The following is a 14832-nucleotide window of genomic DNA, read 5'->3' on the forward strand; positions in this document are numbered from 1 at the left end:
GCGTGCAGCTGGGAGGGGAGGGGCTCTGCCGGCGCGACGTCCCCCAGCGGGGTGCGCCCGTCGGCCCCGACCGGGACCTTGAGCGACACCGTCTGGACGGCGGACTTGTACGTGGCGCCGTCGGCCAGCCGGTTCAGCCGCATCTGTTGCGACTCCCGGAGGGGCACCGGCGAGATCCGGATGGCGCGGCCCTGCAGCGACACCTCGGTGATGCCGAGGGCCCGCATGGCGGCGCGGAAACGGGCCACCGCGAGCAGGTTGAGCACCGGCGCGGGCGGCGTCCCGTAGCGGTCGGTGAGCTCGTCGAGCACGGCCTGGGCCTGGTCGTCGTCCTGCACCGAGGCGACCTTGCGGTAGGCCTCCATCCGCAGCCGCTCGCCGGGCACGTAGTCGTGCGGCAGGTGCGCGTCGACCGGCAGGTCGACCCGGACCTCGACCGGCTCGGGCGGCGCCTGCTGGCCGGTGACCTGGGCGCGGTAGTCGGCCACCGCCTCGCCGACCAGGCGGACGTAGAGGTCGAAGCCGACGCCGGCGATGTGCCCGGACTGCTCGCCGCCGAGCAGGTTGCCCGCGCCGCGGATCTCGAGGTCCTTCATGGCGACCGCCATGCCGGCGCCGAGGTCGGTGTTGTGCGCGATGGTGGTCAGCCGGTCGACCGAGGTCTCGGTCAGCGGCCGCGAGGGGTCGTAGGTGAAGTAGGCGTAGGCGCGCTCGCGGCCACGGCCGACCCGGCCGCGGATCTGGTGCAGCTGCGAGAGGCCGAAGGTGTCGGCGCGGTCGACGACGAGGGTGTTGGCGTTGGGGATGTCCAGGCCCGACTCGACGATCGTCGTCGCGACCAGGACGTCGTACTCCTTCTCCCAGAAGCCGACCATGATCCGCTCGAGCTCGTGCTCCTTCATCTGGCCGTGGCCGACGGCGACGCGGGCCTCGGGCACCAGCTGCCGGATCTTCGCCGCCGCCTTGTCGATCGACTGCACCCGGTTGTGGATGACGAAGACCTGGCCGTCGCGCAGCAGCTCGCGGCGGATGGCGGCGGCCATCTGCTTGTCGTCCCAGGCGCCCACGTAGGTGAGCACCGGGTGCCGCTCCTCGGGCGGGGTGAGGATCGTCGACATCTCCCGGATGCCGGTCAGGCTCATCTCCAGCGTGCGCGGGATCGGGGTCGCCGACATCGACAGCACGTCGACCGCCGTCCGCATCGTCTTCAGGTACTCCTTGTGCTCGACACCGAAGCGCTGCTCCTCGTCGACGATCACCAGGCCGAGGTCCTTGAACCGGGTGGTCGGCTGCAGCAGCCGGTGGGTGCCCACCAGGACGTCGACCTCGCCGGCGGCGAGCTGCCGCAGCGTCTCTGCGCTCTCGGCGTCGGACTGGAAGCGCGAGAGCACCTTGACGGTGACCGGGAACTGGGCCATCCGCTCCGAGAAGGTCTTGAAGTGCTGGTTGGCCAGCAGCGTCGTGGGCACCAGGACGGCGACCTGCTTGCCGTCCTGCACCGCCTTGAACGCCGCGCGGACGGCGATCTCGGTCTTGCCGTAGCCGACGTCGCCGCAGATGACCCGGTCCATCGGCACCGGGTTCTCCATGTCCCGCTTGACCTCGTCGATGGCGCCGAGCTGGTCGGGCGTCTCCTGGAACGGGAAGGCGTCCTCGAGCTCGCGCTGCCAGACGGTGTCCGGGCCGAACGCGTGGCCCTGGGTGGCCATGCGGGCGGAGTACAGGCGGATGAGCTCGGCGGCGATCTGCTTGACCGCCCTGCGGGCCTGGCCCTTGGTCTTCTGCCAGTCGGCGCCGCCGAGCTTGGACAGCGCCGGCTGCTCCCCGCCGACGTAGCGGGTGAGCTGGTCGAGGGCGTCGGTGGGCACGAAGAGCCGGTCCGGCGGCTGGTTCCGCTTGCTCGGCGCGTACTCGACGATGAGGTAGTCGCGCTGCCCGCCGTTGACGGTGCGGCTGACCATCTCGACGTAGCGGCCGATGCCGTGGTGCTCGTGGACGACGAGGTCGCCGGGCTGCAGCTGCACCAGGTCGACGGCGTTGCGCCGCCGGGCGGGCATCTTGACCGCGTCGCGCATCGTGGTGCCGCGCTGGCCGGTGAGGTCGTGCTCGGTGACCAGCGCCAACTCGACCCCGGGCAGGGTGAAGCCCGACTCCAGGTTGCCCTGGGTGATCGAGATCAGCCCCGGCTCGGGCGCGGTCTCGAGGCCGGGCACCAGCCGCACGCCGAGGTCGGCGGCACCGAGCTGCTCGGCCGCGCGCTGGGCCGGGCCGGGCCCGGCGAAGGTCAGCACGACCCGCCAGCCGTCACGGGTCCAGGCGCGCAGCGTCGCGACGGCGCGGTCGAGGTCGCCGGCGAACCGCTCGACGGTGGTGGCCTCCAGGGCGCCCTGGTCGTCGCTCTCGAGGTCGCCGAGCGTGAACGCGCCGGTGGTCCACCACGGCAGGCCCCGGCCGCGGGCGGCGGCCTCGACGTCCTCGAGCGCCCGGAACGACGACGCGCCGAGGTCCAGCGGCGCCTCGCCGGCCTCGGCGGCGGTGGCCCAGGAGGCGGCGAGGAACTCCTCGGCGGTGCGCACCAGGTCGGCGGCGCGGCTGCGCACCCGCTCGGGGTCGGCGACCAGGACGTGGGTGCCGGCCGGGACGAGGTCGGTGAGCAGCTGCAGGTCGCCCTCGATCAGGACGGGGGTCAGCGACTCCATGCCCTCGACGGCGATGCCCTCGGCGAGCTTCCCGAGCACGTCGGCCAGGCCGGGGTGCTCGGCGGCCAGCTCGGCGGCGCGGGCGCGGACCTCGTCGGTGAGCAGCAGCTCGCGGCACGGCGGGGCCCACAGCCGCTCGGGCCGCTCGTCGAGGGAGCGCTGGTCGGCGGCGGAGAAGTAGCGCAGCTCGTCGACCTCGTCGCCCCAGAACTCCACCCGGACCGGGTGCGGCTCGGTGGGCGGGAAGACGTCGAGCAGGCCGCCGCGGAGGGCGAACTCGCCCCGCTTCTCGACCAGCTCCACGCGGGTGTAGGCGGCGTCGACCAGCGCGCGGGCGACGTCGTCGAGCTCGGCGGTGTCGCCCGCGCGCAGCTCGACCGGCACGAGGTCGCCGAGGCCGGGCGCCAGCGGCTGCAGCACGCTGCGCACCGGGGCGACGAGCACGTCGATCGCGCCGTTCTCCCCCGGGTTCGTCAGGTCGCGCAGCACGGCCAGGCGGCGGCCCACGGTGTCCGCGCGCGGGGAGAGCCGCTCGTGCGGCAGCGTCTCCCAGGCCGGGAAGGTCTCCACCCGGCGGTCGGGCAGGAAGCAGCGGAGCAGGTCGGCGGCGAGGTCGGCGTCGCGCTCGCCGGTGGTGACCAGCAGGACCGGCACTCCCGCGCCCGGCTCGACCGCGGCCAGCGCGGCGGCGACCAGCGGCTGCACCGGCGGCGGGGCCGGGACGGCGAGCTCGGCCGACCCCACGGCGGCCACCACGCGGGCGGTGCCGGGATCGCTGAGGACGACGTCGAGCACGCCGCGCAGGCTCACGGGGACTTCCTCCTGGGGACGACGGCCCGCAGCGGGCGCCGCCGAGTGCGGCGCCGGGGCCCCCTCCCAGGCTAGACGGCCGGCGCCGGCCCTGCCGGGGGCACGATCGGCGGCCGGCGCCGACCGGGGCCCGGGATCGTCGAGCGGGCAGATCCGGCCGCCGGGGAGCCCCCCTCGCGCATCACCGCGGGAGCGCGGACGCCGTCCTGGTCGTGGGCTCGGCGGTCTCGAGCGCCTGCAGCGCTCGGCGCAGCGCGGTACTCGAGGTGTGCATCGTGTACGGGAAGTAGTGGACCGTGACGCCGACCGAGGCCATGTCGCGCTCGACCCGCTCGCCCTTCGGCGTCCCCCGCCAGTCGTCGCCCTTGAACAGGACCGAGAAGCCCACCGCCCGCCAGGCCTCGAGCTTGTCGGGCACGAGTTCGGCGTGCACGTCGTCGACGACGCGCAGGCCGCGGACGATCTCCATCCGCTCGGCCAGCGGCACGACCGGCAGCCGGCCCTTGGTCTGCAGCAGCACCTCGTCGGCGACCACGCCGGCCACCAGACGGTCGCAGTGGGCGGCGGCGTGCCGCAGCACGTTGAGGTGGCCGATGTGGAACAGGTCGTACGCGCCCGGCGCATACCCGATGACGGTCACGTCTCCCCCAGGACCTCGTCCGACGTCCCGGGCAGTCGACCAGCCGCGGTGACTCTGCGTCATCCCCCGACCGGGTTCACCCCGCCGGGAAGCACTCGGTCGGGTGACATGGTCACGCCTCGTGGTGCCGGAGGGGTGAGCCCGCGGCGAGGGAGGCCGGCACACCGTCGAGGTCGGTACCGGGGTCCGGCCCTCCTGCACGCCGTCGGGACGGACCTCGGCCGATCCCGATCACCCGGACAGGCCCAGGCGGACCTCGACGGCGCCCTCACCCTTTCGGGCCGAGTGCCGTATCGGCCAGCGGGACGTGACGGGAGACTCCGAGCGCGCTCCTCCGGAGCGTCTCCGTTCCTCAGTGAGAGGTCGCCGTGCACACTGACCGAGGCCGCGTGGTCCAGGATCGACGCACCGCACTCGCTGCCCGGGCGTTCCGGGCGAAGGCCGCCACGGTCCGCCGCCGCAACGACTCGTTCTTCCGTGAGCTGATGGGTCAGCAGACCATGGCACCCGAGGCCCTGCGCGACCTCCAGTGGCGCGGCGCCACCCGGATGCTGCAGTGGGCCACCGAGGGCACCGCCTTCTACCCCGACTTCTACGCCCGGCACGCGGTCGAGGTCCCGGCCGTGCGGAGCTGGGACGACTGGGAGGCCCTGCCGATCATCGACCGGTCCGTCGTCAAGGAGCACGCGTCCGGCTTCCTCTCCTCGGAAGCCCGTCCCGGGACCGTGCGGGAGGCCCTGACCGGGGGGAGCACCGGGCAGCCGCTGCAGACCAAGCAGGACGCCCGGGTGCCGTCCCTCGCGCTGGCCTGGCGGATGTACTCCTGGTGGGGGATCCAGCCCTGGGACGACCTCGCCCGGGTGGGACGCTGGGGGTTCGGCCGGATGGAGACCCTCAAGAACGACCTGCAGTGGTGGCCCACCCGGCAGAGTTACCTGGACGCCGCGCTCCTGAGTCCTGCTTCGATGCGGCGCTTCCACCGCCGGATCCGCGCGTCCCGTCCGGCTCTCCTCGAGGGTTACGTCGGGTCGATGCTCGAGTTCGCCGACTTCCTCGAGGAGTCGGGCCTCGACACCCCCTCCCTCAGGGCGGTCGCGACGACCGCGGCGCCGCTCACCACCTCGGCTCGTCACCGGCTGGAGTCCTTCTTCGGCGTACCCGTCTACGACGAGTACCGCGGCTCGGAGTTCGGTTGGCTGGCAGGCGAGTGCCGGGAGCGCAACGGTCTGCACCTGTTCGCCGACGTCCGCCTCGTCGAGGTGGTCGACGAGCGCGGCCGGCCGGTGCCCGCGGGCGAGGTCGGCGACCTCGTCGTCACGGACCTGACGAACCGGGTGTTCCCCCTCATCCGGTACCGGATCGGCGATCGCGGCGCGCTGCTCGACGAGTCGTGCCCCTGTGGCGTCACCCTGCCGCTGATGAGCCAACCCGAGGGCCGCTCCACCGACATCCTCCGGCTGCCGAGCGGCCGGGCCATCGGACACCGGCTCATGGCGATGTTCAGCAGGCACCCCGACAGCGTGCGGCTGTTCCAGATCCACCAGCGTGCCGACTACTCGATCGTCGTGCGCGTCGTCCTCGGCGCCGGCCACGACAGCACGTCCCACGTCGAGGCGGCGGTGGAGACGCTCCGCCAGCGCATCGGCGACGAGGTCCCGGTCACCACCGAGTACGTCGACCGACTGCCGTTCACGGGTGGGAAGGTCAAGTACGTCATCTCGGACCTCGTTCCGACGCCTCCCGGGACGACGGAGGACCCGGTCGCACCGGCCACGGCCCGGTGAGCCGACGTCCACGGGACCGTCCCCCGGAGGAGAGCAGGCACACCCTCGGTGCCGACAGCGGCTCGGGGCCGCTGCCTGCCGGCGCGTCTCCTCCCTTGGGGGGACGCCACCCGGCGGAGCGTTGCCGCCACCCGTCCGCGGACGTTCGACTGTTCGGAGGACCACCCCGCTGACGGGGTGGCGCGACGTGAGACGGGGACGGTCATGGAAACCAGCAGCGCAACGGGCCTCCTCCGGCACATCGTCGCTCGGCTGTCGGTGGCGGCCCTGGTGGCACTGGTGGCCGTCGACCTCGCGCTGGTCGTGGCCTCGGTCGGCCACCTGCTGACCGCGGACGGTCCCGCCGACCGCGGCGGTCCGTGGGTGCTCGAGACCGACCGCGGCTTCGCCGAGCAGTGGGGGTACCTGCAGCAGGCGACCATCGCGTTCCTCCTGGTCGTGCTGGCGCTGTACAGCCGACGGTGGGTGTTCCTGCCCTGGGCCGCCGTCTTCGCCGCCGCGCTCGCCGACGACAGCCTGCGCCTGCACGAGAACAGGGGCGCCTGGCTCGCCGACCGGCTCGGCGAGCGTCTCTGGTTCCCGGACGGCCTGCTGGGCCTGCGCGCCAACGACCTGGGCGAGATCCTCGTGTGGGGGCTGCTGGCCGTGGTGCCCGTCGTCGCCGCCGCGCTGCTGCACCGCCGCAGCGACGCCGCGACCCGGCGCGCCAGCCTCGGCGTGGCCGCGCTGCTCGCCGGCTACGTGCTGTTCGGTGGTCTGGTCGACCAGCTCCACGTGCTCGTCATGCACACCGCCATCGGTGACGCCGTCGGCACCGTCGAGGACGGCGGCGAGCTCGTCGTGCTGAGCCTGACCGTGGCCTACGCCCTCGGTCTGCTCGCGGCGGCCCGACGGCGCCCTGGGACCCCGGACGAGGACGACACTCCGGCCGTCCCCTCGCTCGCCACCGGCACCGGGGCGCCGACGGCCTCCTGACCGTTCCCGCCCCCGGCGCAGCCGCGGGGTGCGCGTCCCGGCCGGCGAGACGCCCTCAGCGCTCGGCGGCCGGGGGGAGACCCTGACGGGCCTGCCACCGGCCCGGGCGAGCGCGGCCGGGACGAGCAGTGGCGATCGCGACCCGGAGGCCGGGTCCGACGGGCCCGTCGGCGGATCCGGCGGTCGTCGTCAGGGCCGAGAGGCGGGTCGCCGGCCGGGTCCACGGGAACGCACCGGCGCCCCAGGGCCGAACCGCGCGCCGTCCGCCGTACGACCGGTGACCGGTCCGTCGCCCGGAGCTGCTCGGCGTCCGCTCACCGGGGGCCGCGCCCGGGGGTGCGATCGCCACCCGGGCACGGCCGCCCGCTCGCGTACGTCCACGGTGCGCCCGGCCGGCAACCCGGCCACGCGGGCGCTTCGGGACCGTGCTCGACGGCCGCAGCCGCCTGCGCAGGGCGGACCACCGCGCCTCAACGGCCGGTGCGCACCCGGATCCGGTGACGGGCCAGCTTGGCGACCAGGCGGACGGGGCCGTCCTCCGGGGCCACGTAGCACCGCGGGACGGTGAACCGATCGCCGGGCCGGTAGTCGCCGGTGACGCAGGCGTGGTCGTAGCCGGCGGCGCGGACCGTCTCGGCCGCGGCCTCGTCGAAGTCCCCCCACGGAAAGCAGAAGCCGGAGACCGCGGACTGCAGGACGTCCTCGAGGACCCGGCGGCTCCCGGTGACCTCCCGGGCCACCACGACCGGGTCGGCAGCCGACAGCCGGACGTGGGTCAGGGTGTGGCTGCCGATCTCGTGCCCTGCCCTCGCGACCGCTCGGACACCGTCCGCGTCGAGCAGGTCCAACCGCGGGCCGGCGTCCCACTCGTTCGCTCCGCCGAGCCGGCCGGCGACGACGTAGAGCGTGCCGGTCATGCCGTGGCGGCCCAGTACCGGGACGGCCTGGTCGAGGAAGTCGGTGTAGCCGTCGTCGAAGGTCAGCCCCACCAGGCCGTCCGCCCGGCCGGCGTCGGCGGCCGCCATGAGCTCCCCCAGTGACACCCCGCGCAGGCCCAGCCGGCGGAGCAGTCGCAGGTGCGCGTCCAGGCGGTCCGGGTGGACCCGCAGCCGGTGCGGATCGGGTCCCGTCGACGCGCTGACCGAGTGGTACATGAGCACCGGCGGCAGGAGCAGTCGCGGGCCGCGCGGCCGGGCGTCGGCGCCGGCGGCCGCCGAGGGGCTGCTCACGGCTGGGGACCGTCCGTCCCGGCTGTCCCGGCTCGGCTGAGTGCGGGCTCGCGGAGCTCGCGGAGGAGTCGCTCGACGGCGCCGTCGATCCTGTCGAGGACCCGTGAGAAGACGTCCTCGGAACGGCCGTACGGGTCCTCGATGTCGTCCTCTGCCGTCGTCCCGGTCCGCTGCGCCCGAGCCACCGGGGCAGCGCGCAGTGCCGCGGCGATCCGCTCCGCCGGCCCTCCGGGCAGGCGGGCGACCCCGACCAGGGCGGCGACGTCGGCGAACTCCACGAGGGTGAAGGTGCGACGCACCGCGCTCGGTACGGACGTGACCACGGCCCGGCGCTGAGCGGCGGTCATGGTGAGGACGAGGTCGGCGTCACGGACGGCGCCCGGCTGCACCTGGCGTGCCGTCGAGACACCCGGATCCACGCCCTGGGCGCGCAGCAGCCGGGCCATGGGCTCGGCGACGGGCTCTCCCACGGGAGCCGAGAGGCCCGCGCTGGTCACCTCGACCCCGGCCGCGGGCCCGAGGCCGGCACGCAGGAGCAGCTCCGCAGCAGGCGACCGGCAGATGTTGCCGGTGCAGACCACGAGGACGCGGAGCGGCTCCTCCGGCTGTCCGGTCCCGCTCACGACCCGACGGACGGGCGGCCGGCCGGTGCACGGTGGGCCACGTCGGCCGGCCGCCGGTCACCCTCGGCCGTGACGCGCTCGGGCACGACCTCGCCCTGGCGGTAGGAGTAGGCCTCCTCGTCGCGGCGGACGTGGTTGAGCACGACGCCCAGGACCCGGGCCGAGACGCGCTCGAGGTTGCCCAGTGCGTGGCTCAGCTGCGTCCGGCGGACCCGGCTGGCGTTGGCCACCACGACGGTGCCGTCGACGAGGCCGGCCAGGACGGTCGCGTCCGCCACCGGCAGCAGCGGCGACGTGTCGACCACGACGTAGTCGTAGGCCTGCCGCACGCGGTCGACCAGCCAGCGCATCGCCGGTGACCCGAGGAGCTCGGTCGGGTTGGGCGGGATCGCGCCGGACGGCAGCACGTGCAGCCCGCACGTGCCCCACTCCTGGACGACGTCCTCGAGGTCGGCGTCGCGGGCGAGGACGGTGGTCAGCCCGACGCCACCCTCGATCCGCAGCGCCTCGGCGACGGTGGGCCGGCGCAGGTCGGCGTCGACGAGCAGCACCCGGGCGCCGGTCTGCGCGAGGGCGACGGCGAGGTTGACCGAGATCGTCGACTTGCCCTCCGCGGAGAGCGCCGAGGTCACCGCGACGACGTGCGCACCCGGGCGGGCACTCCCGGCCGGGTCCTCGGCGACCCGGAGGAACTGGAGGTTCGTCCGCAACTGGCGGATGCTCTCCGCCGCGGGGCTGTGCGGGGCCGTCGCCACCTGGACCCGGCCCGGCTGCCGGCCCGACCAGACACCGACCGTGCCGAGCACGGGCAGCGTGGTCAGCTCGGCGAGGACGTCGGCATCGCGGACCCGGGTGTCGACGGCGTCGCGCGCCAGGGCGAGCAGGATGCCCAGGGTCAGACCCAGGACGGCGCCGGCGGCGATGTTGAGCACCGTGTCCGGCGAGGCCGCGGATGCCGGGGCGGTGGCCGGGCGCACGACCTCCACCCGCACGGTCGAGCTGCCGTCGTCGGGGTCCCTCGGCGCCAGTTCCTCCACCGCGTCGGCAGTCCGGTCGGCGACGGCGTTGGCCAGGTCCGCCGCCCGTGCCGGGTCGGCGTCCACGACGGTCAGGGCGATGACCACGGTGCTGTCGGACGCCTCGACGCTCACCCGGTCCTCGAGGCGCTCGGCCCCGCCGGAGACGTCGAACTCCTCCGCGACCCGCTCCAGCACGCGGGGCGTCAGGGCGAGGCTGGCGAAGGACGCCATCTGCTCACGGGTGAACCGCGCCCCGTTGGCCAGGTCGTCGACCCCCTGGGCCGTCGTCACCGAGACGTAGAGCTCGGCCGTCGACTCGTAGGTGCGCGGGAGGAGCGTGCTCAACAGGACCGCGCCGGTGAGGCACACCAACAACACGGACGAGATCCACCGGATCCGGCGCCGCAGAACGGTCAGGAAATGGTTCAGTGCCACAGGATTCCCTCCGGGGCGGGCGACAGCACCCGAGAACTCGTCGATCGAACGGTGAACGTAACTGTCAGAATGGCGCGGATTCCACGGCCCTCCCCATTCCGGGTGATGCGGCGGGCGACTCGTCGGCCGGGTGCCGGGCCGCGGCCTGGCTGAAGACGGCGAGTCCGGCGACGAACCAGAGCAGCGTCGAGTACTGGGTGATGAGGGCGACGGTGACCAGCGCGGGGATCTGGGCGACCACGGCGATCGTGGGCGCGGTCGCCCGCCTCGACACCAGACACCAGAGGCCCCCGACGAGGAGGGCGACGACGACGACCATCGGCACCCAGCCGTAGTCGAGGCCGACCAGCAGCACGGCGTTGTCGATCGAGTCGAAGCCGGCGAAGGTGCGCTCCCCCGTCGGGGAGACGTACAGGCTCTCGGCCAGGCCGAAGGCGCGCAGCGTGGGGAGCAGGTCGAGCAGGTCGATGCGGTAACCGGCGCTGGCCGAGGCCTCGTCGCCCGCGGCCTCGAAGGTGCCGGCGATGAGGGACGACAGTCCCGCAGCCGCCACGGCCAGCCCTCCGATGACGCTCCAGCGCATGCGTGCCGACAGCTCCGAGCGCACGAACAGGACCGACAGCGCGACCCCGCCGATGGCGGTGAGGAGGCCGATGCGGCTGAAGGTCACCGCGGCCGCGGCCACCAGGACCACCACCATGGCGAGCCGCACACCGGACCGGAAGCGCGAGGCCAGGGCCAGGGGCACGGCCAGCGCGAGGCTGGCGCCCAGGGCGATGGAGTGCCCGAACGCGGCCTCGGCGCGAGCCTGCCCGCCCCGTTCCTGGATGGGGGACCAGTCGTCGTGGAGGCTGCCCGAGCCGGGGACGGTCACGAAGGGGTTCCACCCGGTGAGGAACTCGACGATCGCGAACCCGGCGACCACGGTGAGGGCCACGGCGATCGCGCCGTACACCCAGCCCAGCGGCACCCGGTGACCGATGACGCGGCCGGCCAGGAAGGCCCCGGCCCACTGCACCGCGACGAGGAAGACGTCGGACACGGTGGACCGACCGGCGACCGCGCCGACCAGGGCGGCGGCGAGGAAGAGCACCAGGAGCCCGTCGGCGCGGGTCACCCGGCCGGCGGCGGCGTTCTGCCCGAACAGGACGCCCGGCAGCAGGCAGGCCACGAGGCCGACGGTGGCGGCCACGTGGGACTCGAGTTCGACGACGAGGTGCAGCCCGACCCAGACCGGGACACCGCAGACCACGACCAGCCAGCCGACCAGGGCCGCCCGCGGTGCCCGGTGCAGGAGGACCAGGCCCAGGGCACCGGCGGACAGCGCGGCGCCCGCCAGCAGGAGCGCCGTCATCTCGGCCCCGTGGGCGACAGCGAGAAGTGCACGACCCGATCCCCCCGACTCCGCCCGCCGACCGCGGGTGATGGCTGCTCCTCCGCAGCTCGCGGAGCGCCCGCACACCGTTCCACGAAAATGCGCCCCGACCATTCGCCACCTCTCGCGGGATCACCCGAAAGGAGTGCGCCCCTCCGTTCTCCGCCAGAATTGGACGTACCTTCTCCACGGACGGGTGAGTGCAATCCGCCGGGAACGGGCTCCGGTGTCGAGAACCGTTCGTCACGGGATCCCAGCGAGGCGAGGAGTCGGGCGTGTCCGGACCAGAGCGAGCGGCGGACGTCGTCGTCGCCGTGCTCACCTACCGCCGCACCGACCGGCTGCCCGCCCTGCTCGGCGCACTCGAGCAGCAGGCGGCCTCGGTCGAGCCCCGGGCCGCCGTCCTCGTCGTGGACAACGACCCCGAGGGCAGCGCGGCCGACGTGGTCGGCGCCTGGGGTGGACGCGGCATCCGCTACGTCCACGAGCCGAGGCCCGGGATCTCCGCCGCTCGGAACCGGGCCCTTGCCGAGGCCGGTGACGCCGACGTGCTCGTCTTCATCGACGACGACGAGCTGCCCTCCCCCGGATGGCTCGCGCACCTCGTGGCCGGGTGGTCGAGGTGGCGGTGCGCCGCCGTGGCCGGCCCGGTGCCTGCCCACCTCACGGGTCCGGCGGACGCGTGGGTCTCGGGCTCCGGCGCCTTCGATCGACGTCGCCTGCCCACCGGCACGTCCGTGGGGGGCGCGGGAGCCGGCAACCTGCTGCTCGACCTGCACCAGGTGCGCGCCCTCGGACTGGGCTTCGACGAGCGCTTCGGGCTCACCGGCGGGGAGGACACCCTCTTCACCCACGCGCTCGTGCGCCGGGGTGGGGAGATCCGGTGGTGTGACGAGGCCGAGGCGGTCGAGTTCGTGCCACCCGACCGGCTGACCCGCGGCTGGGTACTGCGGCGCAGCTTCCGGGCCGCCGGCTCCTGGAGCCGGGCGGAGGTGCACCTGGCCGGCACGGCGGTCGCCCGGTGGCGCACGCGGCTCGTCGTCGTGGCCAAGGCAGCCGTGCGGATCACGGGGTCGCTGCTGGCCGCCGGCGGGGGGATCGCCCGCCGCGACGTAGCGGCGCGGGCCCGCGCCGTCACGGAGCTGGCGAGCTACGCCGGCCTCGTCACGGGTGCCTTCGGATACGTGCCCGGTGAGTACGCACGGCCGCCGGCCGGTCCTGCCGCCGGCGCCGCAGGACGCACGGGACCGGCGGTTCCGGAGGTGCAGCATGCCGTCCGCCGCTGAACCGCCGCCCCACGGCACCACCACCGACACCCTCCCCTCCGCGGCCTCGCAGCCGGCCGGCAGCGGGCCCGGCCTGGGTCGCGTGGCCGCCCGGGGCGCCGGGGTCACCCTGGCCGGGCAGGGCGCGCGGATCCTGCTGCAGTTCGCCTCCGTCGTCGTCCTGGCCCGGCTGCTCAGCCCCCACGACTACGGCCTCATGGCCGTCGGCCTGGTGGTCGTCGGCATGGGCGAGGTGGTCCGCGACCTCGGGTTGTCCACCGCCGCGATCCGGGCACCGGAGCTCACCCCGCGTCAGCGGGACGGGCTGTTCTGGGTCAACGCCGGGGCGGGTCTGGTGCTGGCGGCCGTCGTGACCGCCGGGGCGGGTGTCGTCGCCGACGTCTTCTCGCAGGCCGAGCTGGTACCGGTGACGCAGGCGCTGGCGCTGACCTTCGTGCTCAACGGCCTCGCGGCCCAGTACCGCGCCGGGCTCACCCGCGACCTGCGCTTCGGAGCGGTCGCGGGCGCCGACCTGCTCGCCCAGCTGGCGGCGCTGGTCGTCGCGGTGGTCGCGGCGGCCGCGGGTGCGGGCTACTGGGCGCTGGTCGCTCAGCAGCTCACCGTGGGCACGGTCGCCCTGGTCGCCGTCGTGGCGCTGGCCCGCTGGGTGCCGGGACGGCCGCGCCGAGGGTCCGGGCTGCGGCCGTTCCTCCGCTTCGGCGGCGGTCTCACCGGGACGCACATCGCCTACTACCTCGGCAACAACCTGGACACCATGGCCCTCGGCCTGTGGTCCGGGCCGGCGGCGCTGGGCATCTACAGCCGTGGCTTCCAGCTCCTGATGACGCCGTTGGCCCAGCTCCGGACGCCGGCCACCACGGTCGCCGTCCCGGTGCTGTCCCGGTTGCAGGCGGATCCGGTGCGCTTCGGCGAGTACCTGCGCCGCGGCCAGCTGGCCCTGGGCATCCCGATCGTCACCGCGCTGGCCCTGGTCGCCGGCGCGGCCGGTCCGATCGTCGACATCGTGCTCGGCGCACGCTGGCACCCCGTGGCGCCCGTGTTGGCGCTGCTCGCCGTGGCAGGCAGCGCCCAGACCCTGTCCTTCGTCGGGTTCTGGGTGTACCTGTCCCGGGGACTGTCGGACGCGCTCCTGCGCTACACGGCCGTCACCCTCGTCCTCAAGGCGGCGTGCATCGCCGTCGGCGCCCTCTCCGGTGTGACCGGTGTGGCGGCCGGATACGCCGCGGCGGCCCTCGTCGAGTGGCCGCTGTCGCTGTGGTGGCTCTCCCGGCTCACCGTGATCCCGGTGCGCGCCCTCCTGCTCGGCGCCCTGCGGATCACCGGTGGCGCGACCCTGGTGGGCGCTGTCTGCTTCCTGACCACCCAACTGACGACCGGGTGGCCGACGCCGGGTCGACTGGTCTCGGGCCTCGCGGCCGGCGTGGCCGCCTACGGCCTCGCCACGCTCGTCCCCGCCGTCCGCGCCGACCTGGCCGGGGTCCTGGCGTGGGGCCGTCAGATGGCCGGCCGCGGCCGTTGACGAGGCCGCGGCCACCGGGGCAGTCCACGTGCTCCCGCCGTCCACTCCCAGGAGTGGGGGTCACGAGCGTCGTGACGGCGTGCTGAGCCGACGACCGGGGCGACCTCGAGGCGGGGGGTGCTCACGCGTCACCGGCAGGTGGCTGCTGGGCACCCGCATCAGGCAGCGATGGCGCCCGGCTGCGTGCGCCGCTGCCGGACCGGGCGTCTCGCACGCCACCGAGGGCGACCGGGTGGGCCCCCGGCGCACCGAGGGCCTGCCTCGCCTGCTCGACCGGCCCACAGCCGATCCCCTGCCACGAGCCGGACGTGGGCCTGCGCCGCGACGTCCACCCCGGAGCGACGGGGGGGGGGGGGGGGGGGGGGGGGGGGCGGGGCGGGGGCGGGCGGTGTGCCGCTCGTCGGGCGCCCCCCCCCCCCCCCGCCCCCGGCTCCCCGC

The 14832-nt window shown here is 74.8% G+C and carries 10 protein-coding genes; 4 read left to right on the forward strand and 6 right to left on the reverse strand.

Features of this window, described 5'->3' with window-relative positions:
- Both mfd and ACI78U_RS23610 read right to left on the reverse strand, forming a co-directional pair.
- On the reverse strand, positions 1 to 3509 hold a 3509-nt coding region (gene mfd, locus ACI78U_RS23605), incomplete at its 3' end, for a transcription-repair coupling factor (RefSeq protein ID WP_456877841.1).
- Positions 3510 to 3690: 181 nt separating this feature from the next.
- Positions 3691 to 4149: an adenylyltransferase/cytidyltransferase family protein gene (locus tag ACI78U_RS23610; RefSeq protein ID WP_456877842.1), complete on the reverse strand. Its 459-nt coding sequence runs from the start codon at positions 4147 to 4149 to the stop codon at positions 3691 to 3693.
- 389 nt (positions 4150 to 4538) lie between these two features.
- On the opposite strand from ACI78U_RS23610, the gene ACI78U_RS23615 reads away from it, so the two are divergent.
- Both ACI78U_RS23615 and ACI78U_RS23620 read left to right on the forward strand, forming a co-directional pair.
- Positions 4539 to 5933 carry a phenylacetate--CoA ligase family protein gene (locus ACI78U_RS23615; RefSeq protein ID WP_456877843.1) on the forward strand — a complete coding sequence of 465 codons (1395 nt, stop codon included), beginning with the start codon at positions 4539 to 4541 and terminating at the stop codon, positions 5931 to 5933.
- A 204-nt stretch (positions 5934 to 6137) separates the two neighbouring features.
- The gene (locus ACI78U_RS23620) at positions 6138 to 6908 is read left to right on the forward strand and encodes a hypothetical protein (protein ID WP_456877844.1); all 771 of its coding nucleotides are present in this window, start codon (positions 6138 to 6140) and stop codon (positions 6906 to 6908) included.
- A gap of 470 nt (positions 6909 to 7378) precedes the next feature.
- On the opposite strand, the gene ACI78U_RS23625 is transcribed toward ACI78U_RS23620, so the two are convergent.
- The 4 genes from ACI78U_RS23625 to ACI78U_RS23640 form a co-directional block, all read right to left on the reverse strand.
- A complete protein-coding gene (locus ACI78U_RS23625) occupies positions 7379 to 8137 on the reverse strand; it encodes a polysaccharide deacetylase family protein (protein ID WP_456877845.1) in 759 nt (252 codons plus the stop codon).
- Positions 8134 to 8760, reverse strand: coding sequence for an arsenate reductase/protein-tyrosine-phosphatase family protein (locus ACI78U_RS23630; RefSeq protein ID WP_456877846.1), 627 nt, complete (start codon positions 8758 to 8760; stop codon positions 8134 to 8136). Before ACI78U_RS23630 ends, ACI78U_RS23625 begins: the two co-directional genes overlap by 4 nt.
- Entirely contained in the window at positions 8757 to 10214 is a 1458-nt protein-coding gene (locus ACI78U_RS23635; RefSeq protein ID WP_456877847.1) for a polysaccharide biosynthesis tyrosine autokinase, read from the reverse strand. Before ACI78U_RS23635 ends, ACI78U_RS23630 begins: the two co-directional genes overlap by 4 nt.
- A gap of 64 nt (positions 10215 to 10278) precedes the next feature.
- Positions 10279 to 11568, reverse strand: coding sequence for a hypothetical protein (locus tag ACI78U_RS23640; protein ID WP_456877848.1), 1290 nt, complete (start codon positions 11566 to 11568; stop codon positions 10279 to 10281).
- A gap of 296 nt (positions 11569 to 11864) precedes the next feature.
- Between ACI78U_RS23640 and ACI78U_RS23645 the strand changes: the two genes are divergently transcribed.
- The gene (locus tag ACI78U_RS23645) at positions 11865 to 12875 is read left to right on the forward strand and encodes a glycosyltransferase family 2 protein (RefSeq protein WP_456877849.1); all 1011 of its coding nucleotides are present in this window, start codon (positions 11865 to 11867) and stop codon (positions 12873 to 12875) included.
- Entirely contained in the window at positions 12859 to 14394 is a 1536-nt protein-coding gene (locus tag ACI78U_RS23650; protein WP_456877850.1) for a lipopolysaccharide biosynthesis protein, read from the forward strand. Before ACI78U_RS23645 ends, ACI78U_RS23650 begins: the two co-directional genes overlap by 17 nt.
- The last annotated feature ends 438 nt before the right edge of the window (positions 14395 to 14832 follow it).

The sequence above is a fragment of the Geodermatophilus sp. SYSU D00710 genome (genome assembly GCF_054050195.1).